Below are 24,607 nucleotides of genomic sequence, written 5' to 3' on the forward strand. Positions count from 1 at the left end.
AATTAACAAAAAACTGAAAACATCGAGTTATGCATAGCCACTATTTAGAAAAAGGGAAGCAAAACTCAAAGTTCGAATAGGTTACTAATTATTCTCAGGCAACTTACATAAGTAATAATATGTAACAGACAACAATATTTGCCACCGGTAGCATTGATATGTAGAATCAACTCAACGTTAACAAAATTGGTAGAGTCAAATGAAAATCGCATTAATGAACGAATTCAGTCAAGCGGCAAAAAACCCTACAGTACTTGAACAGCTTAACACTGTGGCTAATGCCCAAAATCACCAAGTATTTAATGTAGGTATGGATGGCGATAACGATCATCGATTAACCTATATTCACCTTGGGATCATTGCAAGCCTACTGCTCAACTCAAAAGCGGTAGACTTTGTAGTTACCGGTTGTGGTACTGGCCAAGGCGCGTTAATGGCGAGCAATGCATTTCCTGGTGTAACATGTGGCTACTGCATTGACCCATCTGATGCCTACCTGTTTGCGCAAATAAACAATGGCAATGCACTCGCTTTACCCTATGCCAAAGGCTTTGGCTGGGGCGCTGAGCTTAATATTAAATACATATTCGAAAAAGCATTTACCGGCGAAAAAGGCCAAGGGTATCCTGCAGAGCGTAAAGAATCTCAAGTAACAAATGCAGGTATTTTAAATCAACTAAAAGCAGATGTAGCTAAAGATTACTTAAGCGCACTTGAAGCTATTGATCCTGAGCTGATTAAACAAGCCATTGGCGGCCCACGTTTTCAAGAGTGTTTTTTCACACATTGCCAAGACGACGCAATTGCTGCATTTGTTAAAGCGCGTATTTAAATATATCCGGTATTCGTACTGACTCTAATTAATACGCACACGCCAATGTAATATATAAATTTCATTGGCTTTTTTATATGAAATAGTTAAAGGAAAATTCTAAAAAGTGAATTTCCCACACAAATATTAATAATCAATCCCTACTTTTCAAGGTCGTAATAATTACACACATTAACGTAATAATTAAACACACAATCTAATAGCTACCGAGAGAATAGATCGTAAAGCAATGATTTAAAATGAAATAAAATAAATATCTAGCATGGTATAGAGTTTGCTCTTTAATAACTGAACACGACAAGAAAATCACTTATCTATACAAGGAGTAAATTATGAATAGCGATCGTATTGAAGGTAATTGGAAAGAACTTAAAGGTAAAGCGCAACGTAAATGGGGCGACCTTACCAACGATGATTTAGATAAAATTGAAGGTAGTCGTAAAGAGCTTGTTGGTAAAATTCAACAAGCATACGGTAAATCGAAAGAGGAAGCTGAGCGCGAAGTTGATGAGTTTGAGAAAGGCCATTAACCTAAAGCATAGCAACTGCTTTTATGAAAAAACCGCCACTTGGCGGTTTTTTATCTATAGTAAGTTATTTACTATAAATTTGTCGGCGTCTACCAAGAAGAGAAAACGATAGCAATGCAATTAGATAATAGATGCCACCACCTGAGCTTGAACTAGACTCAGATGAAGGCGCACCTTGCTTACCTTCAACATTCACGGTGACAGTTTGAGTCGCAGAGCTAGCAAACTTATCTTTAGCGATATAGCTAAAAGTAATCGTATGACTTTCTTCTTCTGTTGGAGTTAATTTAAACAACCCAGTATCAGCTTCAAAGCTAAAACTCCCTGAATTAGGCTCAGTAACTAGCTCATATTCAATCGTATCATCGTCATTATCTAGTGCTGAAAAACGGCCATTTACTTCGCTATTATAAGACGTTTTATAGGTTAAATTTTGAGCTTGTGGAGTCGTATTTTTAAACTCGATAACTACATTATGTATTTTAGTTTCTATTAAAGAATCTCTGACTGTATAGCTTACTGACACTGGCTCAAGTGACTCCCCACTTGGCGAAAATGTAACACTCCCAGATGCAGCATCGATTAACTGAATCTGCCCATGCGCAGGCGTATTTTTAATATCAAATACCAGATTTTCTTCATCTTCATCTAGCCCCTCAAGGTTAAAATTAAGTGGCGTATTCCAATGTGTTTGCAGTGTCATGTTATTTGCAACCGGAGCCGTATTTGTCAAATCTAATGTTAAACTTGCTACAGCCGAACGCGCACGCCCTTTAACGGTGTAGTAGTTAAGCACATCAGTACCGATTGCAACTCCAGAAGGAACATAAGTCAACAATCCCGCTTTCCTATCACTGAACTCTACTTTGCCTAAGGTTGGTCTTTGATCCAATACAACATAATCAATATCATCAGCAACAGGTAAATCTATTTGAATACTTGATAACACGTGACCTGAATAGCTAATATTATCTGGTTTAGTTAAAGGTACAGCCGTTTGGTTAGAAAACACTTCTAATGACTTACCTGACAACAGTGTATAGTCAACATTATTGAACGTCGTACTTGCTAACCAACTAGCTTCGTTAGCTCTGTCGATCCTATATGAAATCGTATTATTATCTAAATCGTACTCACCAAATTGATCTGAACACGAATATTGCACAAATCCCGCTCTTACTGATACCAAGTTATTTAAAGTGCCTTGGCACACTTCAGCGATTAATGTTTCTTGACCGTTTAAAGCTACCTTATACAGCGACCCACTAGAGCTAGACGCTACTAAAGATTGTTCTCCGTTAGCAATAACATTAACTAAACCGTTAAAGCTTTGGCTTAGGGTAACCTTCATAATGGTATTGTTAGAATAATCATAACCAACTAGAGAACCATCCACTAAACTAACAATGTCGATATTGTCATTGTTAATAAAGCTTCCAGTTACTATTGAGCTCATTCCACGCCAAGAAAAACCCAAACTGGGCGATATTTTTAACACTTCCCCTGTTTGTCCATTTAAGACCTTGAAAAAATTCCCTTCACTGCCGGTATGTTCAGCACCATTGCCTACAATTATTTCTAGCTTGCCATCATTGTTGATATCAAACGCAGTTAACGCACTGACATAATCACCGCTACCAAGCTTTGTTTGAAATATCTCCTCACCACTATCAGGAGAAAAAACCTGAACATTTGCATCATATATTGCAGAACTACCAGAAATTATATAATTTTTACCGTCATTGAATAAATCAGCGGTAGTAATCAAAGTATTACTATCCCAGTCATTTTTCAGCTCAATATTTGTAAGAATTCTAGTTTTTGTTTCTGTATCAACAACATATAGAGAATTACTATCAGTTAGTGTGTAAAGTACATCTAAACTTCCATTATTATTGATATCAGCAAGCGCTAAAGATTTATTAGAATATTGCTTAATTTTTTTAGACCATTGCTTAGTTTTATCATCCACATTATGGATCTGAAACTCATCTTCACCTGAAGATGAATAACCCGCTCCCCAAGCAATATCCTGTTTGCCGTCACCGTTAAAATCGTCAACGACAATACCTGACACACCATGTCCAGGATTTTTTATACTCCAAAACTCAATACCAGTTGTAAGTGAAAGCGCGTACAACTGACCCCACTGGCCGTCACCGTAAACTAAATCATCGATGCCGTCTTTATTGATGTCTGCAACAATAACTTTATCAATATCTTGGCCACTCTGAGCTGTCCACAAAACTTTTTCTGTACTTGGGCTCAACATCTCTATGCTTTTCCAACTCTGCCCATTAATTACTTCGTCTAAGCCATCGTTATTTATATCCACTGCTATCAGGTGTTCGCCACTAGCATTTAAATTAAGTTGTTTATGCAGCACAAACGTATCATTTTCAAACCGAAAAACCGCACCATCACTAAATAGGATTTCTTTAACGTTAGCTTGAGTAAATGATCCCAGAACAAATTTTTGCTGTGCATTTTTAAGTGCTGCTAACTCAGACAGATCAAGAGCATTGAGCACTAACAGCTCATTGTTTCTATAAACAATAATCTCATCTTTGCCATCATTATTTATATCAAAAGCATCGACTGAATCAGCATTATAATAATCAAAAGTTAGCTCCGTGCTTAGTTCAACCTTTTGAGTGACTAAATTAACCTTTTTTAAAAATTTGCCTTCTAATACATATAAATAATAGGTATCAGTCACATTATCATTTAACAGTGCTGTATCTTGAATACTGCTGTCAAAATCATAACGAGCTGTTACCTGATACTCATCCTTCGTATATTCAATGATATTAAAGCTGCTCTGTTGGGCAGATATAATATGCATACTATTCAACCCTGTTAGCGCTGTAACATATAAGCCTTTTTGACCCATAGAGTTGTCTAATGAGAAATCACGAAATACACTTGTAAGTTCAATATTTTGGTTGTTAGTAGCAGTTTGAAAAGATGTATTATTTTTTGAAGGTGTAGATAATTTAGCTTTTGTAGTTAAGCTATCGAAGTGTGACTTATCAAAATTTATTTTTTGACCGTTAACTAAAACAGCATCACCATAGGTATTTTCTTGAGTATTTTGTAAGTGTTCTGCATCAGTAGCATTTACTGAATAAGCACTCATCATGAGTAAAGTAAAGCAAGATAATTTAATCAATTCCCTAATCCTTTGTATTTTATTTTTAATTATAATGATCCATTAGCACCAGCATTATATAACCAAACAGTTAAAAATAAAGAACCCATTAACAAAATTCAACAAAGATTAACAAAGTTAAAGAGTGGCTAGCACCGAGTAATGCATAACCATAACTTCGCAAATTTAAAACCAAACTCAATGGCCAATAGGTAACGAACTATTCATATGTATCTTAAATCAACTAAAAGCAGATGTAGCTAAAGATTACTTAAGCGCACTTGAAGCCATTGACCCTGAGCTGATTAAACAAGCCATTGGCGGTGCTCGTTTTCAAGAGTGTTTTTTCACACATTGCCAAGACGATGCAATTGCGGCATTTGTTAAAGTGCGTATTTAATAAAATAGCGCGCTATATTTAAGGGAAGCACACTCCCCTTTTTTGCATCTAAGATAATTAACTTTTAACTTCCAGTGTTTATAATATCCTGAGACAAAATACGCTTATCGTCTTTGTATACTTCAAGCCAACCTGGTGGCGAGGTATCACAGCCGATCACTGTAACTTGTAATACATAGCTGTAACGGCCATTGTTAAATGTGTAGCTATGGTTACCACCGCTACCGTCAAACTTTATATCGCCATTAACTAAAACAATATCTGGTTTATCACTGAGTTTTTTATCAATACTCCACGATACATAGCGGAAGTTTCCATCCCCTAAGTCATCGATACGAATACGGAATTTAGCCGTTTGCCAATCTAAAATAGGCTCTGCAAAAGTATTAACACTTGGGGGCAGCGCTTGTTTATCAGCTGCTATTAAACGTTTCGCTAGCAACTGCTCTTTGGCTGTTTGGTAATTTATACCGATAATTTTACCGTTGCTATCAACCCAAACGATGCCACTATTTAGCATAATGCCGCGCCAGCCCACCTTATCCCAGTCAGTATCGATATTTGAATTAGCAATCTGTGCAATCAGCTGCGGATCAAATACCTGCTCGAAACGTTCGACTAACTCAGCTTGATTATTAATAGCAGGCACTGGATAGCTGCGCTTTAACGGATAACTAACCAGCGCAGCAACCGCCGCTTTATCATCATCTTTAAACGCGGCAATAATAGATGAAATATTTTGATGATACTGCTGCTCAAGCGCAAACGTATTTGATGCGAAAAGTAGAGATAAGCACAGTAAAGTGAGATTTAGAAACTTCATGTGTAGCCCTTTAGTTAAAATATTGATTAATAAGGAGACGTAAAGAAACTAGGCGTTAGGTAAAAGTCAAAGACAAGAAACAATCCCCTTATACCTACAGTTATAATTACAGTTTTTAAGTCGTTGCGAATCATTATAAGTTTACGCCTAGATAAATTCATAATGCTATTTTAGTGACTTATCCCCTACCAACATGACTTAAATTGCATCATTGAATAACTCCACCAAACAAAGGTAATAAATCACCAGCTTATACAATTATTATTCATAAAAAAACGAGCCTAATTTGACTCGTTTTTACTTATCACTTACCGCTTAAAGCTGCCCTATTCCGGCTCATACCCCAAATTAGGCGACAGCCACCTTTCGGCCTCTTCCAGCGTCATGTTGGTACGTTTAGCGTAGTCTTCAACCTGATCCTTTTGTACTGCCGCTACGGCGTAGTATTTAGCCTCAGGGTGAGAGAAGTACCAGCCTGATACCGCAGCACCGGGCCACATGGCGTATGAGCTGGTGAGCTGCATGCCAATGCGCTTTTCAGTGTCGAGTAGTTGCCAGATTTTCTTCTTCTCAGTGTGCTCTGGACACGCTGGGTAACCGGGTGCAGGGCGAATACCTTGATAGTTTTCACGAATAAGATCTTCATTCGCAAGGTTTTCGTCTGGGGCAAAACCCCAATATTCTTTACGCACTTGTTCGTGTAAGTACTCAGCAAAGGCTTCGGCGAGTCTATCTGCCACCGCTTTTACCATTATTTTGTTGTAGTCATCTTGCTGTGCATCGAACGCATCAGCTAAGTCGTCTTCTTCAAGACCGCCTGTTACAGCAAATGCACCAAAGTAATCAGGCGTGCCTTTCGGGGCGATATAATCAGCTAAGCAGTAGTTAGCAAAGTCGGTTTTTTCTGTTTGCTGACGTAAATGGCACGATGTGGTTAATAGTTCAGCGCGAGTTTCGTCTGTGTATATTTCAATATCGTCACCCACGCGATTAGCTGGGAATAAACCAATTACGCCAAGCGGTTGCAAACTGCCTGACTTTTCAAGATCGTCTAACATGTCGTTAGCGTCTTTAAATAAGCTTTGCGCCTGCTCGCCAACCACTTCATCGGTCATGATACGTGGGTATTTACCAGCGATTGACCAGGTCATAAAGTACGGCGTCCAGTCTATGTATTGTCGTAAAGTGGCTATCGAGACATTTTTAAACTCTGTCACGCCCAGCTTTTTCGGCACCGGTGGAGTGTAATTATCCCAATCAAGCTTGGCGGCGTTGTCGCGGGCACGTTGAATAGTAACCGGTTTTGAACGTGGTTTTTTGCGTGCTTGCTGCTCGCGTACTTTGACATATTCAGCGCTGGTTTTTGCTAAAAATTCAGCTTTATGCTCTTTCGACAATAAGTTAGAAACCACGCCTACAGCGCGACTGGCGTTATTTACATAAACCACGCCTTTGTCATATTGTGGCTCGATTTTAACGGCAGTATGCGCTTTTGAGGTAGTCGCGCCACCAATCAATAGCGGTAGTTCAAAACCACGGCGCTTCATTTCTTTGGCAACATGTACCATTTCATCAAGCGATGGTGTAATCAGCCCTGATAAACCAATAATATCGGCTTTTTCATCAATCGCGGTTTGCAGTATTTTATCGGCAGGCACCATTACGCCTAAGTCGATAACTTCATAGTTATTACATTGCAGTACTACGCCAACAATATTTTTACCAATATCATGTACGTCACCTTTAACGGTGGCCATCACGATTTTACCGTTAGTAGCCCCTTCTTCTTTTTCAGCTTCAATGTAAGGGTCTAGGTAGGCCACTGCGCGCTTCATCACTCGCGCTGATTTAACGACTTGCGGTAAGAACATTTTACCTGCGCCAAATAAATCGCCTACCACGTTCATGCCGTCCATTAACGGCCCTTCAATCACATGAATAGGCTTATCGGCAGCAGCGCGGCATTCTTCGGTGTCTTCATCTATAAAGGTAGTAATGCCTTTAACAAGAGCATGTTCAAGGCGCTTTTCAACTGGCCATGTGCGCCATTCTAAATCCTCTACGCGTTCTGCTTGCGCCATACCAGAGTATTTTGGTGCCAACTCTACTAAGCGTTCACCGGCACCTGGGTCGGTATTTAAAATAACGTCTTCAACAGCTTTTCGCAGCTCTGCTGGAATATCATCATACACAGCGAGTTGCCCTGCATTAACAATCCCCATATCCATACCCGCTTGAATTGCGTGATATAAAAATACTGAGTGAATAGCCTCTCGCACGGGGTTATTCCCACGAAACGAGAACGATACATTCGACACCCCGCCCGACACTTTACAGTGTGGCAAGTTTTGCTTAATGCGACGTGTACCTTCAATAAATTCAACTGCGTAGTTGTCGTGCTCTTCAATACCAGTTGCTACCGCAAAGATGTTGGGATCGAAAATAATATCTTCTGGCGCAAAGCCAATTTCATCCACCAAAATGCGGTAACTACGCTGACAAATTTCAAACTTGCGATCGGCTGTATCTGCTTGGCCGTCGGTATCAAACGCCATAACCACTGCAGCGGCGCCAAAACGTTTAATAATTTTAGCTTGGCGAATAAATGGCTCTTCACCTTCTTTTAGCGAGATTGAGTTTACAATTGCCTTGCCTTGAATACACTTTAAGCCCGCTTCAATGACTTCCCATTTAGAAGAGTCAACCATAATTGGCACGCGAGAAATATCAGGCTCGGAGGCAATCAAATTTAAAAACTTCACCATGGCGGCTTTTGAGTCCAGCATGGCTTCATCCATGTTGATATCAATAACCTGTGCGCCGTTTTCTACTTGCTCGCGGGCAACATTAAGCGCACTCTCGTAATCTTCTTCCATGATCAAACGTTTGAACATGGCTGAGCCGGTCACATTGGTACGTTCGCCAACGTTGGTAAATACTGCTATTTTTTGTGTCATCTCGGCTACCTTAGTTTAAATTACACGCTTCAAGGCCTGATAAGCGCATACGCACTTCAAGCTCTGGCAATAGGCGAGGTTTAACACCTTCAAGCCCTTTCGAAAATGCCCTGATGTGTGCAGGTGTGGTACCACAACAACCGCCAACAATATTGATAAAGCCAGACTTGCCCCAATCGATAATTTCTTGAGCCATTTCAGGTGCTTCTAAATCATATTCCCCAAACTCGTTCGGTAAACCAGCATTGGGGTGAACAGAGACAAAGGTTTCGCAAACACGCGATAGTTCTTCTACATATTGGCGCAATAAATCTGGACCTAGCGCGCAGTTCAAGCCAATTGAAATTGGCTTTATATGACGAATAGAATTATAAAATGCTTCGGTGGTTTGCCCTGACAGCGTACGGCCCGAGGCATCGGTTATGGTGCCAGAGATCATCACAGGCAACTTGCGCCCTGCTTGTTCAAACGCTTCTTCAACCGCGAATGAAGCCGCTTTTGCATTAAGCGTATCAAAAATTGTTTCTATTAAAATGAGATCAACACCACCTTCCATTAAAGCAAGGGTTGATTCAACATACGCGGTGACTAACTTATCAAACGTGACATTGCGATAACCGGGGTCGTTCACATCCGGTGAGATTGAACAGGTTTTTGAGGTTGGCCCTAAAACACCCGCAACATAGCGTGGTTTAGCTGGATTTTTAGCAGTAAACTCATCACAAATACTGCGTGCTAATTTAGCTGACTCTAAGTTTACTTCACGGCTGATGCTGGCCATATCGTAATCTTCCATCGAAATTGTAGTCGAATTAAAGGTGTTGGTTTCGATAATATCGGCACCTGCACTTAAAAAGCCACGATGAATATCAGCAATAATTTTTGGTTGTGTAATGCTTAATAAATCATTATTACCTTTAATTAGCACATGCCAGTCTTTAAAGCGCTCGCCACGGTAATCGTGTTCTTCTAATTTGTGTTCTTGGATCATGGTACCCATAGCACCATCAAGAATTAAAATACGCTGTTTTAACGCTTCAATTAACTCGGCGCTTTTGTTTTCTAAATTATTCGGCATAGTTGTTAGTCCTTACGGCTTGGCTAACTAAATTAATATCATAGGGTGTGGTTTGGTACACATAATAATTTAACCAATTCGAAAACAGTAAAAAGGCATGGCTTTGCCAAGTTTTCGACGGTTCGTTAGCTGGGTTGTTCTCTGGAAAGTAATTTTCAGGCAATGGCGCATCAGGGCCTTTTTCTAAATCGCGCTGATATTCGCCTTTTAAAGTGTCTGCATCATACTCAGGATGCCCGGTAATATACACTTGGCTGCCGGATTTATTTTTTATTAAGTAAGCGCCTACTTGCTCTGAACCTGCCAGCACAACTAAGTCATCACAAGCGTTAATTTTTTCAATATCAATATGACCATAACGCGAGTGCGGCACTACAAAGGTATCGTCAAAACCACGCGTTAAGGCTCCATGTTCAAAGTAACACTTATGGGTAAACACGCCACAGAGCTTATTTTCTTTTAGTTCACGCTTTAGATTATAATGATGAAATAAACCCGCGTGAGCCGCCCAACACGAAAATAATGTTGAGGTTACATGCTGCTCCGCCCAATCTAAAATTACTTTTAGTTCATCCCAGTAGGCTACATCGTCATATTCTAAATGTGCCAATGGTGCGCCGGTAATGAGTAATGCATCGTAATTGTTGTCTTTCACTTCAGAGAAATAACGGTAAAAAGTGTCTAAATGCTGCTCTGAATTGCTACTGCTGCGATGAGTGTCTAAACGTAGAAGCTCTACATTCACTTGTAAGGGTGAATTAGCGAGCAAACGAATAAATTGCACCTCGGTTTCTACCTTATTAGGCATTAAGTTTAAAATCGCCAAGCGCATCGGACGGATCTCTTGGGTTTTAGCGCGGCTTTTTGGCATTACGAATACGTTTTCTTGACGTAACTTCGCAATTGCGGGCAATTCATCTTTAACGGTAATAGGCATACTCATCTCCAAGGCATAATTAACCAATGGCTAATTATGAACGGATAGCTGGAAATTTCAACCTCTAGATGTTTAGATGTCCAAATGAGTTTGTTTTAACTATTCTTTTGCATTCTAAAAACCGCTCGCCATAATGCGCCTGTTGATTTTATTTTAAGGTGGTAAACGTGATTGATTGGCTAGGCTTAGGAGAACTTTTTGCTATATTAGCAGCTATTGTTTGGGCGCTTTCGACCATTTTATATAAAGGTTTTAGCCATCACTTAACGCCTATGCAGCTAAACATCAGTAAAGGCGTGTTAGCAAGTGCCATGATGTTAGTGACTATTGCGATTACTCAAGACGCTGCACTACCACATCATCCGACAAGCTGGCTTTGGCTAATTGCTGGCGGGGTGATTGGGATTGCGATTGGCGATAGCGCCTATTTTACTGCGCTGCGAAATATTGGCCCTGCTCGCACGTTAGTTATTGAGTCCCTTGCTCCAGCCCTTGTGGGGGTTTTTAATATCCTGCTATTAAATCATTATTTATCGCCATTTGCATGGTGCGGTATTGTACTTACAACCATTGGCGTAGTAATAGCAATCAAGCCTGAAAAAACATTGCCACAGGTTGATCATCAACTTTATCGCAAAGGTGTTTTATGTGCCCTTGCAGCTGCTATCTGCCAAGCGCTCGGTATGGTGATGTCTAAAGGCGCACTCAATAATGAGCATATGAGTAGCTTATGGGCGGCATTAATTAGATTAGCAGCAGGTACGATGACTGTGGCCTTAGTTGTTGCAGTGTTTAAAAGCAGTGAATTTAAACAAGCACTAACTCTAAGGGGAATTAGCGGCAAACAATGGTTTTTTGCGGCTGTGTTTTTAGGCACTTTCCTTGGTTTATGGCTTCAACTTGGCGCAGTTAAATATACCGATCCAGCCATTGCACAAACGATTTTCGCAACCGCGCCATTAATTGTAATGAGCATTGGTTTTATAAAGCGCGAGCCCGTTACCAATAAAATGTTAATAGGCGGCTTGCTTGCTTTAATCGGTGTAGGAGTATTGCTCGCGAATTAGCACATTGTTATTTGGTTGATTCGTTGACTGTTTCACCTGTGAGCCACTACAATACAACATTGAAATTTTTATTATTATTTGAAGGCTCCTTCCATGGTTTTACCTGATAAGTTTATTTTCTCGATGAGTCGAGTATCTAAGGTTGTGCCACCTAAGCGCACTATCTTAAAAGATATCTCTTTGCATTTTTTTCCTGGCGCTAAAATTGGTGTACTTGGTTTAAACGGTTCGGGTAAATCGACATTACTGCGCATTATGGCCGGTCTTGATCAAGAGTTTGAAGGTGAGGCCTATCCTCAACCGGGCACTAAAATTGGTTACTTACCGCAAGAGCCTATTCTAGATGAAAGCAAAACGGTTCGTGAAACTGTGGAAGAAGCAGTCAGCGAAGTTAAAAACGCGCTTAACCGTCTTGATGAAGTATATAACGAATACGCGATGGAAGATGCTGACTTTGACGCACTAGCCAAAGAGCAAGGTGAACTTGAAGCAATTATTCAAGCCCACGATGGTCATAACATCGACAACGTATTAGAACGCGCCGCAGATGCCCTGCGCTTACCTGAGTGGGATGCTAAAATTGAATTCTTGTCAGGTGGTGAGCGTCGCCGAGTGGCTATCTGTCGTTTACTGCTTGAAAAACCAGATATGCTTATCCTCGATGAGCCGACTAACCACTTAGATGCAGAATCTGTAGCATGGCTTGAGCGCTTCTTGCATGATTACGAAGGCACTGTTGTGGCGGTAACCCATGACCGTTACTTCCTTGATAATGTTGCTGGCTGGATCTTAGAGCTTGACCGTGGTGAAGGTATTCCATGGGAAGGTAATTATTCTTCTTGGCTTGAGCAAAAAGATGCGCGCCTACAGCAAGAGCAAAAGTCTGAAAAAGCCCGTCAAAAATCAATTGCACAAGAACTTGAGTGGGTACGTTCAAACCAAAAAGGTCGTCAAGCTAAGTCAAAAGCGCGTATGTCGCAATTTACTGAAATGCAGCAGTCTGATTACCAAAAACGTAATGAAACCAACGAGCTATTTATTCCACCTGGACCACGTTTAGGTGATCAAGTTATTGAAGTTAAAAACTTGAAGAAAAGCTTTGGCGATCGCGTGTTAATTGATGATCTAAGCTTTACTGTGCCTAAAGGCGCAATTGTTGGCATTATCGGTGCCAATGGCGCAGGTAAATCAACGCTGTTTAAAATGCTCAGTGGTGAAGACAAACAAGACAGCGGTGAAATTAACCTAGGTGAAACGGTTGAACTGGCAACCGTTGATCAGTTCCGTGGCAATATGGATGACAGCAATACTGTTTTCCAAGAAATTTCAAACGGCCAAGACGTACTAAAAATTGGTAACTTTGAATTCCAAAGCCGTGCCTATGTTAGTCGCTTTAACTTCAAAGGTAACGATCAGCAAAAATTTGTTAAGGACTTGTCAGGTGGTGAACGCAACCGCTTACACTTAGCGAAGTTATTAAAAGCCGGTGGCAACGTTATCCTACTGGATGAGCCAACCAATGATTTGGACGTTGAAACATTACGTGCCCTTGAAAATGCGATTTTAGAATTCCCAGGCTGCGTTATGTGTATCTCGCATGACCGTTGGTTCTTAGACCGTATTGCAACACATATTCTTGATTACCGTGACGAAGGCCAAATTAACTTCTTCGATGGTAACTACACTGAATATGAAGAATGGCTTAAAAAGACCTTAGGCACTGCGGCTACGCAACCTAAGCGTATTAAGTACAAAAAGATAGGTTAAGTTCTAGGTTCTAAACATTTTTTAAGCCCCACATTTATGTGGGGCTTTTTTTATTAACCTGGAATATAGATCAGAGATTCACGATCCAGAGTTCAGCTTATACCAATCGTGTTAAGTTACTGACCATTTATAGCGACAGATAAATGGAGTGATAACAAGACATAAATTTTGACATGTAGTTGTTCTACATGAAAAATTTATAACGCAGTTAGCGCTTTATTTAGCTCGCTAGAATGGTTAAATATTTAAGTCGATTGGTATTAATTACACATAATGACTAAAAAATAGGCTACACTTAATCCCAATACTCCTACAAGGAATAATGATGGAAAACCGCCGACATTACACGCGCATTTTATTTTCAACTCCCGCGCATTTAACCAATAATTCCCATAGTTATCCGTGCCAGTTGCTCGATATCTCATTAAATGGCGCTCTGGTTAGTCGCAATAATAACTTTAACTTTACAAAAAACAGTAGTGCTATTCTTGCCTTTAAACTCCCGCAAAGTGAAGTAATCATCGCGATGACTGTCACTATTTGCCATATCGAACAACAACATATAGGTTTAAAATGTACCCATATTGATATAGATAGTATTACCCATTTAAAGCGTTTAATTGAATTGAACCTCGCTGACGATACACTACTGCACCGTGAACTTGAGAGTTTGATCCATAGTGCGTAAAGCAAGTAACTGGATTGAAATTGCCCTGTAGGTTACCCTAGAGAAAATTCGCAACGCAATCTGACTATGGCTCTTAATCAACACTTACCGCTGGTTTATCACCCTAACTATTCGTTTAACTTTGATCCTAACCATCGTTTTGTAATGAGTAAATTTGCCCATTTATACCAACAAGTAAAAGCACTTGGTTTGGCGAATAGCAACCTAATAACACCTCAACTTGGCAGCCCTGAGGCGCTTGAATTGGTACATTGTGATAATTACATTCAAGATTTATGGCATAACCGCTTAGATGATAAAGCGATGCGTCGTATTGGGCTACCTTGGTCAGAACAATTAATGGCACGAACTTTTACCGCACCTCAAGGCACGTTGCAAACTGCGCGCTTAGCTCTTGAGCACGGCATTGCATGCCATTTAGCCGGCGGTACACACCACGCTCACAGCGATTTTGGCTCTGGCTATTGTATGGTCAACGACTTAGCCTTTACTGCACAAACGCTGATTCAATCAGCTGAAGTGACCAATGTATTGATTTTTGACTTAGATGTACACCAAGGCGATGGCACCGCAGCCATATTACAACACCAACCTTATGCATATACTTGCTCGATTCATTGTGAAAAGAATTTTCCATTTCGCAAATCCGCCAGCGATCTCGACATTGGTTTAGCTAATAATATGCAAGATGATGAATATTTAGGGGTTGTTGATGATACCTTGCGCTTTTTACTCAGAGAACTTAACCCTGATTTAGTGCTGTATGATGCCGGAGTTGATATTTGGCAACAAGATGGCTTAGGTAAGCTTGATGTTAGCTGGCAAGGCATTGAAAAACGTGATCACTTAGTGTTTAAGCGCTGTATTGAGCACAATACGCCAGTGGCAAGCGTGATTGGCGGAGGTTATGACAGAGATCACTTGCGCCTTGCAAAACGCCACGCAATTGTTATAGAGCAAGCTGCGCTGTTTTAAAAGCAGAGTATAAAACTGCTAAAACAGTATTTTTAACTACACTTTAAATTCATACCTTTATTGAGATCATTATGCGACTGTTGTTTATTTTGTTACTTGCATTTATGTCAAGTATTGCCAACGCCGAAGAAGAAGCTGTAAAAGAAGAGCTTCCGCCGATTAACCCAGCTTACAATGCAGAGCATGCTATGGTGCTCGTTAATCAAGGCTCGCGTATTTTTGCAGTTAGCCTACCGACTTATAAATTACCTCACGATGTACAAGTTGTTTATCAAATTGAAAACCCAGATGTCGCTTTTTTAAGCCTGGTACGTGATGCAGAGCTTATTACTATCAAACCACAACCATTTAATATTCAACGGCTAATGCGTGGCGAAGAACTAACAATTACGGCAGATGTGTATGCCGGACACTACCAGCGCGATGGCAGTTTGGTTTATCAACATAGACCTATTGTAATGAGTAAATTACTTTATGCGCGGGAATTAACTGATTTGAACGAATCATCGCAGTGGCAAGAATACGACATGATCACCCTCAAAAATAATGAGCGAATTTATATCCATAAAATTACCCAAGCACCGAGTTTTAATCACCTTATTTTTGCAGATTTAACCAATGCCTGTTTGCAAAAATTTCGCACATCAAAACGCGTCCCAAGTATTGGGGAACTCACCTATAAATTTGCCAACTGTGGCACCTTAAAGCCGCTCTATTTTGATGTTGAAGGTTTGCAGTCAAAGTGACTAAAAACTCAACGAGATATGTGAAATGTTGTTAATAACATTGAAAAACATGTTTGCTTGTTCATCAGGCATCACTTGCTCTCCCCAGTAGTAAACATAAGAGCGTCCATCACTGCCATGAAATTGTATCCAATGGTTATCCCGTTGAAGGTTTTGCATTATCTACTTCAACACCTTCACCACGCCAATAATCATCAGTTCATTGCTACTGAACTAGCAGCACTGAAAAAAAACACATAACAAGGAAACACTAATTTTAAACATATTAAACTCCCAACAACGTTATTTTAAATTTTATAATAAAGCTTTAATCGCAATAAAAGATAAAAAAAGGAAATATCTGTCTCTATTTATTCTTTTAGGTAACCACTACCGATTATTAATTTTGTATTATCTTTTGATGGGTAAAAACTGTGCCAGTCATAATTTTCGAATAAAACAACTTGTCTGTTTTTTTTATCAACATAAATATAGCGAACTTTGGGTTTACTTGAAATTTCTAAAGTGACAGCTAAGTTCTGCCAGTTATCTATAAAGTCCGCACTACATATAGGTAATTTATAAAGGCCATCGATTAAATTAAGCAGCTTATTGAAGTGACTACCTTCATGTTCAACTGATGGTGTTTTATCTATACTATAACTAATATCATAACGTTCACTTCGGTAATTATGTACTTCAAAAGTACGTGCTCCAATATTAATCTTTTCCTTGCTAATAAACTCCCCTTTGGCCGTTAATATGTCACGCTCAAATAAAACTTTTGATTCCGTTTCAATCTGAAACTGTTTGAACGGTACCTTTAAATCAGTAACATAATTAAGATCTATAAGTTTTATTGCCTCTATTGTTTTTTCACATGAAAAAGCCACTGATGAAATACTTATCATTAGTAATATCAATAATCTTACCAACATCTCATTGTATCCCCGCATTTTGGTGCAACGTCCCTTATATAAGACTTTTCAATTTCATTTATTGAATGTGCACACCTGCAGGGTCAGGTCTTACATCTTGCCTTTTATTATAAAAGTCAAAAAGAAAGACCTGACCCTACTCTCTTCACTTGATGTCTAAAGTCAAGATTTGACCCCATTTTCTCTCAAAAAAGTTATTTTAACTATTACTACAAAGCTGTAATCGCAATAAAATAAAAAGGCAAAAAGAAAGACCTGACCCTACTCTTTTTCATTTATCAATTTCAATACCACTTCCTAATGGGGTTAAATACCCTTGAGAAAACGCACTTGTGCTACACAATAGTGAGGCGATAGCCAATTGTTTAAATTTCATAGTAATCCTTATTTTTAATAATTATTTCCAGCTACCTTAGGTATTCAACAGAATATATTTCACAAACCGGGAGGCTTGATCCACTCCACCTTTTATCACTAGCTGTTAATCCATGGATTGTAATAGGAGTTTGCGCTTGATAAGCAGCAAGCAATGAGCTAAATGTTGATTCATAGCCATTGCTGTTTTTGCTTATAAAACATCCACTTTTGCATATAGTACCGTTTACTGGCAAAGTAACATACACATCGCCGTTGCCATAATTTGCAAAGGTGACTAGCTTCTTTATAACCCCAACAGCGGAAGACTCATAAGACTTAGCCAATAACGTTTGAGGTAATAATAAAACCAATAAAAAAACAAATTTAATGTTCATAATCATCTTTATCCGTATTAATCATGTAAGTTCAAAAAGTAAAAGCGGTGATATACATTACTGAAATCAAGGGTCAAAGCATCAAGGTCAAAGGGTCAAGTCTTGCATCTTGCCTTTTATTATAAAAGTCAAAAAGAAAGACCTGACCCTATTTATTCTTAAGTATTCTTAAGTATTAAATAAGTTGATAACTCTGAACTAATTAGACAACGTTAAAACTTTCCAAGTTTTTCCTTGAAAAAAGTATAATTGAATACCATTATCAAAGAACAACACAATACTATCATTTAGTAAAAAAAAACTTTTTATAACTTCAATTCCATGAATAGAATAAAAACTGATTAATACTCTATCTTCTGTAGAGATATCAGTATCTCTAGGACCATTTTTTATAATTTTCAATTGTGCTACTGCGGATTCAAAGCTTAAATCAGAGTCAAAGAGCTTTTCGGAAAAAACTTCGAACCCCAAACAGTCCATATGCATTGTACCCAAATTGGTTTTCAATTCATCTTTGCATTCATTCAATTCTTGAAAACTTTTAGCAGCTATACCTGGTGCTACCAAGCCAAAACTTAGTATTAAAACTTTAAACCATTTCATATTTACTTTCCTGAGTAATGCGAGTTAATTAATAAAAACCTATTATCTGAGAAGCTTTGTTCAAATTTTGTAGGTTCAGACCAATAAAAACTTTGAACTGACTGAATGTCCCACATCGTATTTATTTGTATAACAGCTCCAAGTGTAGCTGTCCCATAAGCTATTGGAAAAGATGAAGTAGCGCTTGAAACAATATCTGAAACTAAGCCGACTTGAGCAAGAGCACTTGTCGGATCTGCAGCATCTAACGCTTTAGGAAAAGAGTCACTAAAGGGTCAAAAGGTCAGGTCTTGCATCTTGCCTTTTATTATAAAAGTCAAAAAGAAAGACCTGACCCTATTTATTCTTTTTCACACTCAACTCAAAAATTAGGTTTTCATTTCCTTCTATTAGGTAAGAAATTTTAACAACTCGTCCCTCTTGGATTGTATCTGAATCATGCTTTCTATTCGCAAAAAAGATGCTTTCTGTTCCGTAATCATTATACTTAAAGCGTACTCCACCAACTGTAAAAGTCTCTTCTCTACTATTTCTTTCAACAATTTGAATATCTTCAATAATTCCTTCAACTGTAGAATAACTTCCAGAGTCTATGTCATTAGATTTTGATACTAGGCCATAAAATGAAAGTGACTGCATTACAAAAAAGCCAAATACAAATAAGAAACCAAGCCAGAAGTTAACTTTCTTTTTAAATTGTAGTTTCTTCTCGTACCAGTATTTTATTTTCGGGCAGCACAATAATAGTAGAACAGAACAAACAAGTGTTAAGTAAAAACTAAATTTGGTGCCCATAAAATCGGACTGATAATAGATTTCAAACATAAACTAAATCTCCTCCGATTAATCTATTGGCGCGTCGTTGTCATATGTACCATATTAGCTCCGCTTCCCCAGCCAATATCAAAACCGAAAGACGTATTAGATACCACACCCGGCCCATAAGTTATAGCAACATCCAACCCAAAGGGACTAAATGTGAGCAGTCAAAGGGTCAGGTCTTGCATCTTGCCTTTTATTATAAAAGTCAAAAAGAAAGACCTGACCCTACTAATTCTATATTAAACTCTCAACAACGTTATTTTAACTATTACTACAAAACTGTAATCGCAAATAAAATACAAAGGAAAATAGAAAGACCTGACCCCACCATTTCTATTTAAATTTATTTATTTATTTCCTTTTCTAAAACCCCACCAATTAAGATCCGATCATTATACTTGGTCTTAATTATAAAGCTCGCATCTTTCCAGTCGCCTTCGTGATACCAAACAATTACATTTTCAGTTTTAGACGAAAAAACCTCAATATATTTTGACCCTGAATGTACAATAAGTGAAGTAAGAGCCAAATAATTTGCGATTTTTTTAGGCTTACAGGACAAGGTATTATCTTTTCTAAAATCATTAATAATGGAAATCAAAACATCAAAGTAATTATTATTAACAAGGTTTATAGTTGGTAGCGCGTTAACTACCATCTCTGTAAAATGAAGTTCGTAGTTATCATTTTCATATATATTCACAACTAGAGGTCGCTCGTCCGTGCCTATATTTTCACTATAATAGCTAGAGTCTTTAGGTATACCCACTTCCAAACCCTCAGAACTCTCTAGATTAAAATGTTTCAAAGATTCAATGGGACTTTTATCAATAAAACGATAAATTTTCATAACTTCAACATCAGATGCAGACAAGTTACACCCCGCATAACAAATATTAGAAAATAAACCTAAGAGAATAGTTTGGAGTATTCTTTTTAACATCTGAATGCACTTCCACAATTTTCTGCATAATATTTCAACGAGCGGCTATCTAGTTTGTTGAGAGTCATTTTAAAACTGTCTGAACGGCTATAATAATTATTTGCCGCCGATGCCGCCGCCCATAGCCCCATGGCCCCGTCAGCTTGAGCCATCACGCCAATATTAGGTAGAGAGACTCCAACAGCTTGTTTAATTGTTTGCTCGGGATCTCCTATTAATGTCATGCCGCCACTGGCAATCGACATAGCTGAAGGTAACAACTCATTAAATGCATCCACACTTAGGTCGTTTATCATAAAAGTCCGAATTCGTCTAGCAACAAGACTAGACCTCACAATATTCGCTCCATTACCTTTTGTATAGCCGCCCCTGATAGCCCATCCAGCTATCTTAGCTCGATCTCCTATATCTCTATAGTTTAATTTAGCTAAATGTTCACGAACCGCTCGTGCATGTTCTTTAATCTGCTGCTTTTTGGCTTCAACAGCCCCTGCTCCTTCAGCATTATACCACCATTGCATTGCTGAGGTGACGGCGCCATTGGCAAACTTTCCACCCGTAAGTTTAGACACGGTGCCGCCCACAACCCCTGCAATCGCGGTACGACTATATGCATTACCAAATTCAGTGGTTTTTGGATTCATAAATCCTTTCATACTGGCGGTGACTAAGGAGCTGACAAAGCCATGACCAAATTTACCACCTTGCAAGACTGCAGAAACGCCTCCTACCATCGCATGCGATGCCACATTTTGAACAGCAGTCCACCCACCAACATCAAAGTCTAATTTAGCACCAATTTCCCCTGAAACAGCCGCAGTCATCGCCGTTAATATACCTGCTTTTAAGCCTGCACCAAAATCCCCCGTGACAGCATACGCTTTTAAACCTTGATAAAGAGCCGCGCACCAAACTTGGCATCCAGGGATAAAATTTAATGCAATCCCTACAGCTGCATCAAGTATCGGAATACTGGCAATGGCTTTGAGTATTGATGTAAGCCCCGTTATTTTCATCAGCTTTTTCAAGAAATAACCGCTGGGGTCGTTATAGGTCAGCGGGTTATTTAACACGTAACTATAGCGGTTATGACTTTGCGTTAAATTAGGGAACTGGACAAAGGGATCCGCTTGTAAAAAACGACCTATATTGGCATCATAAATACGGCCATTCATATGGATGACTTCCAGCTTATCCATTTGTTCGTGGCCGGTGAAGCTGCGCATTTGCGACAATAACATCGCATTGCTGGTGAGCGCTTGGCTTGTATAAACTTGTTGCTGCTTGCCCCACGGATCATAAATGTATTGGCCAATGCCTTTACCTTGTTGATCTGTAATAAGCACCGTAGAGCCAAGCATATCTGTATGGGCTACTTGTACTTTTTGTGCTTGCCCTTCAATTTGGCTTAGTTCAGAAGAAAAGGGACAGCCATATATTTTTGATTTCCCATAATAGCTATCTGTCGTTAAAGTTACACTCCCACCCGATTAAGCTACTCACTTAACCAAACCATCCAGCTTGTCTCAAATTATCATTTAAAGCGTTATTATAAACCGAGCTAAATAATATAATTAACATTTTAAATTAATATGAAAATCTAATTTCCCCCACTCCAATTCTTAACTAACTTCTCAAACGGAATATCTACCGAAAGCACGCACACTTCTCCATTACCACTTTCATTTGAGCGATATTCAAAATTAGCTATTAATTCAGAATATAAATTAGAATCAAACCAAATTGCAGAGACAACGAATTTATTATTTTCTTTATACTCTTCAATTTTAGAGTATAAAGATAATCGACTATCTTTTTTATTAAGTAAAAACATTACACTTTCAATCTTCAAGCCTGAAAATTCTTTAGGATAAAAAACATACAGCTGCGTTGCATCGTTGAAAATAGTTTCTGACTTATAAACATGTTCAATCAAATTTTCTTTTTTTGGACAACCATTCAGCGCTTTATTAATAAAGACTTCATTTGAGGTAATTGCTGCCATCATTACAAAAATTACATTAATCATTTTTTACACTCGACCTATACTCTTTGAAATTACAGATTCAGGTTTATTGCTTCATAACACTACTTATATGCCAGCATCGAAAAACCGTCACTGAGGAATTATGACAAGCTATTATGAAGCAAGTGAGCTGAACCCTATTTGTTCGTGGTTTTTGTGCAGTCAATTTCTTCTTCGTAAAGTTTGTCGCTGTAATACGTGGTGTCATTGGCGTTCACTTACATAAAACGCTGATGTTGCGGGCCACAAGTAAAGTTGAGGGTTTGCATATCTTTTAATATTTACGTGGGTTTACCCATAGCGTTATAGCTCGTGCTGGTGAAGCCGTCACCTCACGTCATGTTTCCACGGAAGTTTTAGCTAAAGGTGCGCCAACTACCGCTACGTACAGGTATTTACTCTAATTCAAGTTCAAATAAGTTGACAGGCAAAAAGAAAGACCTGACACGATTTATTTTTCTTCTAATCAACAATTTCTAAAAAAATTAAAATTCTAAATGCAATTGCAAATACTAAAAGTGATAAACCTAAATAAAAAGCAATTCTAAGTGGCAAAAATACGTCATCTTCATACTTACGTTTTCTATAAAAAATAAAAAAAGTGTATTTATAATGAAAAGTAGAAGATAAATATAAAAATGACTCTTTAGCGTCATCAATAAAACCACTAATTGGATTATAAGAAAAAACCACGTTAAAGCTATTATAATCATCCCCCCTTAATTTTTTATTCACGATAAAGCAGGTTTATTTATTAGTTTATTCGAATTGGTTTAAATCCACTGAAGTAATTGATGTTGCTAAGATGAACTGGTTCCTTAAAATAGCATCAAGCAAGTACTCAATTTGAACACTAAATCTCATTGTAAATTTAAGTCCCCCCCAATTCAATTTATGCAACTCAACTGTAAGCTGTCTTACTTGTTGTCCATAGCCCCTACTCCCACCACATGTTAGCTCAGTTTTTAATCACATTCTTATATGATTAACCGACTGATTAATAAAATATTTAAAGTTATATATAGATCCAGATTATGAAAAATTAATAACTAAAGCCATAACAAAAGTAATAGCAATAAAGTTATCTATGATTAACTTTCTACTATATTATTTTCGTACACTGGCATACAACTCCTGCATTACAAGCTGTAAACCTTGCTGCATCTTCTCACTCGATTGTCCTGCAAAACCAAGCCGAGCATAGCTATAGTTTATGGGTTTTAAGCTACGTACTGAGTTGGTAAAGTAAAACTCGGCTTGGGTTTGTAAATATATACCTTGCTTTGCTAACTGCGCTTTTAAGTGCTGAGTGTCTTTATTAAAGTTGACCCACATCGCCATGCCGCCGTCGGGCTTTTTATATTCTATAGGATGCCCAAGTGCTTGTAGCTCTATTAAATAGGCATCCATCGCTTCATAGCGCTGTTTATACAGTTTGGTCATACGCTTTAAATGGCGTTCAAAGCCACCTTCTTTCATCCAGTGCGCCACAGCTAATTGCATGATCACATCGTTCTTATGGTTAATCAGCTGCTTCCACGCAGTTAATTGCGCTAATACTTCAGGCGCTGCGCAGATATAACCGATACGTGCAGCTGAAAACATAATCTTTGAAAACGTCGATAGGTAAATAACGATGCCCGCGGGGTCATCGGCGGCCATGGGTTGCAATGGCTGACAGCGATAATGAAATTCATGGTCGTAGTCATCTTCGATGATCATCACGTTATGGGCATAACACAGTTGATAAATTTGCAAGCGCCGCGTTGGCGATAAGGTCACGGTAGTTGGATATTGGTGCAGCGGCGTTAAGTAAAGCATTTTAATTGGATAAAATTCCAGCTGGGCTTTTAAATCATCAACACATAAGCCTTCATCGTCTTGTTTTATATCAACCAATTGCGCGCCACAAGCTGCAAATGCTTGCCTTGCTGGCGGATAACCTAACGTTTCTACTGCGACAAAATCATCTTTTTTTATAAACGCTTTTGCGATTAAGAACAGTGCTTCTTGCGAGCCATTGCAGATCAATACGTCGCTTACGTTTAAATTACGCGCTTTGTATAAGTAATCACAAATATGAGCTTTTAATTGCTCGTTACCACTGACCTGCCCATAATGCAGTTGATTGATATCTAAGTGATTACACACATGGCTGACGGAGCGTTTAAATTCTTTTTGTGGGAAACTGGCAAGATCAGGCAAGCCACCAGCAAAGTTATATTTATACGCAGTTAAATCCATTCCAGCAGCAGGCACAGCCAATGTTTTAGCAAATTGATAAGGTTTTACTTTCAGTATTGGAGTACTTGAGGTACTAACACTACTTTGAATGGGCAATGACTTGATGATCCAATAACCTGAGCGCTGCTGAGATTCAAGCCAGCCTTCCGCTACTAATAATTGCAAAGCATTCATCACTGTATGGCGATTGAGCTGATAAGTGTTTGCCATGACACGCGCCGAGCTGAGTTTTACCCCTGGCGCAAGCTTGCCTTGCATTATGGCACTACGTATCGCGCTGGCCAGTTGCAAATATTTGGCAGGCTCGGACTCATCAAATTCAATAACTAACGGCTGCATTACGACTCCA

General features: G+C 38.8%; 23 protein-coding genes. 8 read left to right on the top strand and 15 right to left on the bottom strand.

Annotated features, from left to right (window positions below):
* The first annotated feature begins 199 nt into the window (after positions 1-199).
* Both H5183_RS08755 and H5183_RS08760 read left to right on the top strand, forming a co-directional pair.
* A complete protein-coding gene (locus H5183_RS08755) occupies positions 200-832 on the top strand; it encodes an RpiB/LacA/LacB family sugar-phosphate isomerase (RefSeq protein ID WP_182731463.1) in 633 nt (210 codons plus the stop codon).
* A gap of 332 nt (positions 833-1,164) precedes the next feature.
* Positions 1,165-1,362 carry a CsbD family protein gene (locus H5183_RS08760; RefSeq protein WP_145241378.1) on the top strand — a complete coding sequence of 66 codons (198 nt, stop codon included), beginning with the start codon at positions 1,165-1,167 and terminating at the stop codon, positions 1,360-1,362.
* A 64-nt stretch (positions 1,363-1,426) separates the two neighbouring features.
* Here H5183_RS08760 and H5183_RS08765 read toward each other — a convergent pair whose 3' ends face one another.
* Positions 1,427-4,534, bottom strand: a complete 3,108-nt coding sequence (locus H5183_RS08765) for a VCBS repeat-containing protein (protein ID WP_182731464.1) — start codon at positions 4,532-4,534, stop codon at positions 1,427-1,429.
* Between the two features lie 211 nt (positions 4,535-4,745).
* Here H5183_RS08765 and H5183_RS08770 point away from each other — a divergent pair, with 211 nt between their 5' ends.
* Positions 4,746-4,913, top strand: a complete 168-nt coding sequence (locus tag H5183_RS08770) for a hypothetical protein (RefSeq protein WP_257326397.1) — start codon at positions 4,746-4,748, stop codon at positions 4,911-4,913.
* Between the two features lie 64 nt (positions 4,914-4,977).
* Here H5183_RS08770 and H5183_RS08775 read toward each other — a convergent pair whose 3' ends face one another.
* The 4 genes from H5183_RS08775 to metA all read right to left on the bottom strand — a co-directional run bounded on the left by H5183_RS08775 (position 4,978) and on the right by metA (position 10,708).
* The gene (locus tag H5183_RS08775) at positions 4,978-5,736 is read right to left on the bottom strand and encodes a hypothetical protein (RefSeq protein WP_182731465.1); all 759 of its coding nucleotides are present in this window, start codon (positions 5,734-5,736) and stop codon (positions 4,978-4,980) included.
* A 326-nt stretch (positions 5,737-6,062) separates the two neighbouring features.
* Positions 6,063-8,693 (bottom strand): methionine synthase, encoded by a 2,631-nt coding sequence (metH, locus tag H5183_RS08780; RefSeq protein ID WP_182719161.1) that lies wholly within the window; start codon positions 8,691-8,693, stop codon positions 6,063-6,065.
* A gap of 10 nt (positions 8,694-8,703) precedes the next feature.
* Positions 8,704-9,771: a homocysteine S-methyltransferase family protein gene (locus H5183_RS08785; protein ID WP_149982019.1), complete on the bottom strand. Its 1,068-nt coding sequence runs from the start codon at positions 9,769-9,771 to the stop codon at positions 8,704-8,706.
* Complete coding sequence (gene metA / locus H5183_RS08790) at positions 9,761-10,708, bottom strand: homoserine O-succinyltransferase (protein ID WP_182731466.1); 948 nt, start codon at positions 10,706-10,708, stop codon at positions 9,761-9,763. The genes H5183_RS08785 and metA overlap by 11 nt, the downstream gene beginning before the upstream one ends.
* 167 nt (positions 10,709-10,875) lie before the next feature.
* Here metA and H5183_RS21945 point away from each other — a divergent pair, with 167 nt between their 5' ends.
* The 5 genes from H5183_RS21945 (at position 10,876) to H5183_RS08815 (ending at position 15,951) form a co-directional block, all read left to right on the top strand.
* Positions 10,876-11,775, top strand: a complete 900-nt coding sequence (locus H5183_RS21945) for a DMT family transporter (protein ID WP_182731467.1) — start codon at positions 10,876-10,878, stop codon at positions 11,773-11,775.
* 93 nt (positions 11,776-11,868) lie between these two features.
* Positions 11,869-13,542: an energy-dependent translational throttle protein EttA gene (ettA, locus tag H5183_RS08800; protein ID WP_145241364.1), complete on the top strand. Its 1,674-nt coding sequence runs from the start codon at positions 11,869-11,871 to the stop codon at positions 13,540-13,542.
* A 325-nt stretch (positions 13,543-13,867) separates the two neighbouring features.
* On the top strand, positions 13,868-14,230 hold the full coding sequence (locus H5183_RS08805; RefSeq protein ID WP_182731468.1) for a PilZ domain-containing protein: 363 nt from the start codon (positions 13,868-13,870) through the stop codon (positions 14,228-14,230).
* 66 nt (positions 14,231-14,296) lie between these two features.
* The gene (locus H5183_RS08810) at positions 14,297-15,205 is read left to right on the top strand and encodes a histone deacetylase (RefSeq protein ID WP_182731469.1); all 909 of its coding nucleotides are present in this window, start codon (positions 14,297-14,299) and stop codon (positions 15,203-15,205) included.
* A gap of 71 nt (positions 15,206-15,276) precedes the next feature.
* The gene (locus H5183_RS08815) at positions 15,277-15,951 is read left to right on the top strand and encodes a hypothetical protein (protein WP_182731470.1); all 675 of its coding nucleotides are present in this window, start codon (positions 15,277-15,279) and stop codon (positions 15,949-15,951) included.
* On the opposite strand, the gene H5183_RS08820 is transcribed toward H5183_RS08815, so the two are convergent.
* The 10 genes from H5183_RS08820 to H5183_RS08865 all read right to left on the bottom strand — a co-directional run bounded on the left by H5183_RS08820 (position 15,952) and on the right by H5183_RS08865 (position 24,597).
* Positions 15,952-16,110: a hypothetical protein gene (locus H5183_RS08820; protein WP_182731471.1), complete on the bottom strand. Its 159-nt coding sequence runs from the start codon at positions 16,108-16,110 to the stop codon at positions 15,952-15,954.
* Between the two features lie 191 nt (positions 16,111-16,301).
* On the bottom strand, positions 16,302-16,841 hold the full coding sequence (locus H5183_RS08825; protein ID WP_182731472.1) for a hypothetical protein: 540 nt from the start codon (positions 16,839-16,841) through the stop codon (positions 16,302-16,304).
* 434 nt (positions 16,842-17,275) lie between these two features.
* Positions 17,276-17,620 carry a hypothetical protein gene (locus tag H5183_RS08830; protein ID WP_182731473.1) on the bottom strand — a complete coding sequence of 115 codons (345 nt, stop codon included), beginning with the start codon at positions 17,618-17,620 and terminating at the stop codon, positions 17,276-17,278.
* A gap of 198 nt (positions 17,621-17,818) precedes the next feature.
* Positions 17,819-18,223, bottom strand: coding sequence for a hypothetical protein (locus H5183_RS08835; RefSeq protein WP_182731474.1), 405 nt, complete (start codon positions 18,221-18,223; stop codon positions 17,819-17,821).
* 336 nt (positions 18,224-18,559) lie between these two features.
* Complete coding sequence (locus tag H5183_RS08840; RefSeq protein ID WP_182731475.1) at positions 18,560-19,048, bottom strand: hypothetical protein; 489 nt, start codon at positions 19,046-19,048, stop codon at positions 18,560-18,562.
* 340 nt (positions 19,049-19,388) lie between these two features.
* Positions 19,389-19,919, bottom strand: a complete 531-nt coding sequence (locus H5183_RS08845; RefSeq protein WP_182731476.1) for a hypothetical protein — start codon at positions 19,917-19,919, stop codon at positions 19,389-19,391.
* A gap of 62 nt (positions 19,920-19,981) precedes the next feature.
* On the bottom strand, positions 19,982-21,349 hold the full coding sequence (locus H5183_RS08850) for an RHS repeat domain-containing protein (protein ID WP_182731477.1): 1,368 nt from the start codon (positions 21,347-21,349) through the stop codon (positions 19,982-19,984).
* Positions 21,350-21,588: 239 nt separating this feature from the next.
* Positions 21,589-22,017 carry a hypothetical protein gene (locus H5183_RS08855; protein WP_182731478.1) on the bottom strand — a complete coding sequence of 143 codons (429 nt, stop codon included), beginning with the start codon at positions 22,015-22,017 and terminating at the stop codon, positions 21,589-21,591.
* A 459-nt stretch (positions 22,018-22,476) separates the two neighbouring features.
* Positions 22,477-22,749, bottom strand: coding sequence for a hypothetical protein (locus tag H5183_RS08860; protein ID WP_182731479.1), 273 nt, complete (start codon positions 22,747-22,749; stop codon positions 22,477-22,479).
* Positions 22,750-23,121: 372 nt separating this feature from the next.
* Complete coding sequence (locus H5183_RS08865; protein WP_182731480.1) at positions 23,122-24,597, bottom strand: PLP-dependent aminotransferase family protein; 1,476 nt, start codon at positions 24,595-24,597, stop codon at positions 23,122-23,124.
* Between the last annotated feature and the right edge of the window lie 10 nt (positions 24,598-24,607).

Source organism: Pseudoalteromonas sp. SR44-8 (assembly GCF_014163635.1).
Lineage (GTDB): Bacteria > Pseudomonadota > Gammaproteobacteria > Enterobacterales > Alteromonadaceae > Pseudoalteromonas > Pseudoalteromonas rhizosphaerae.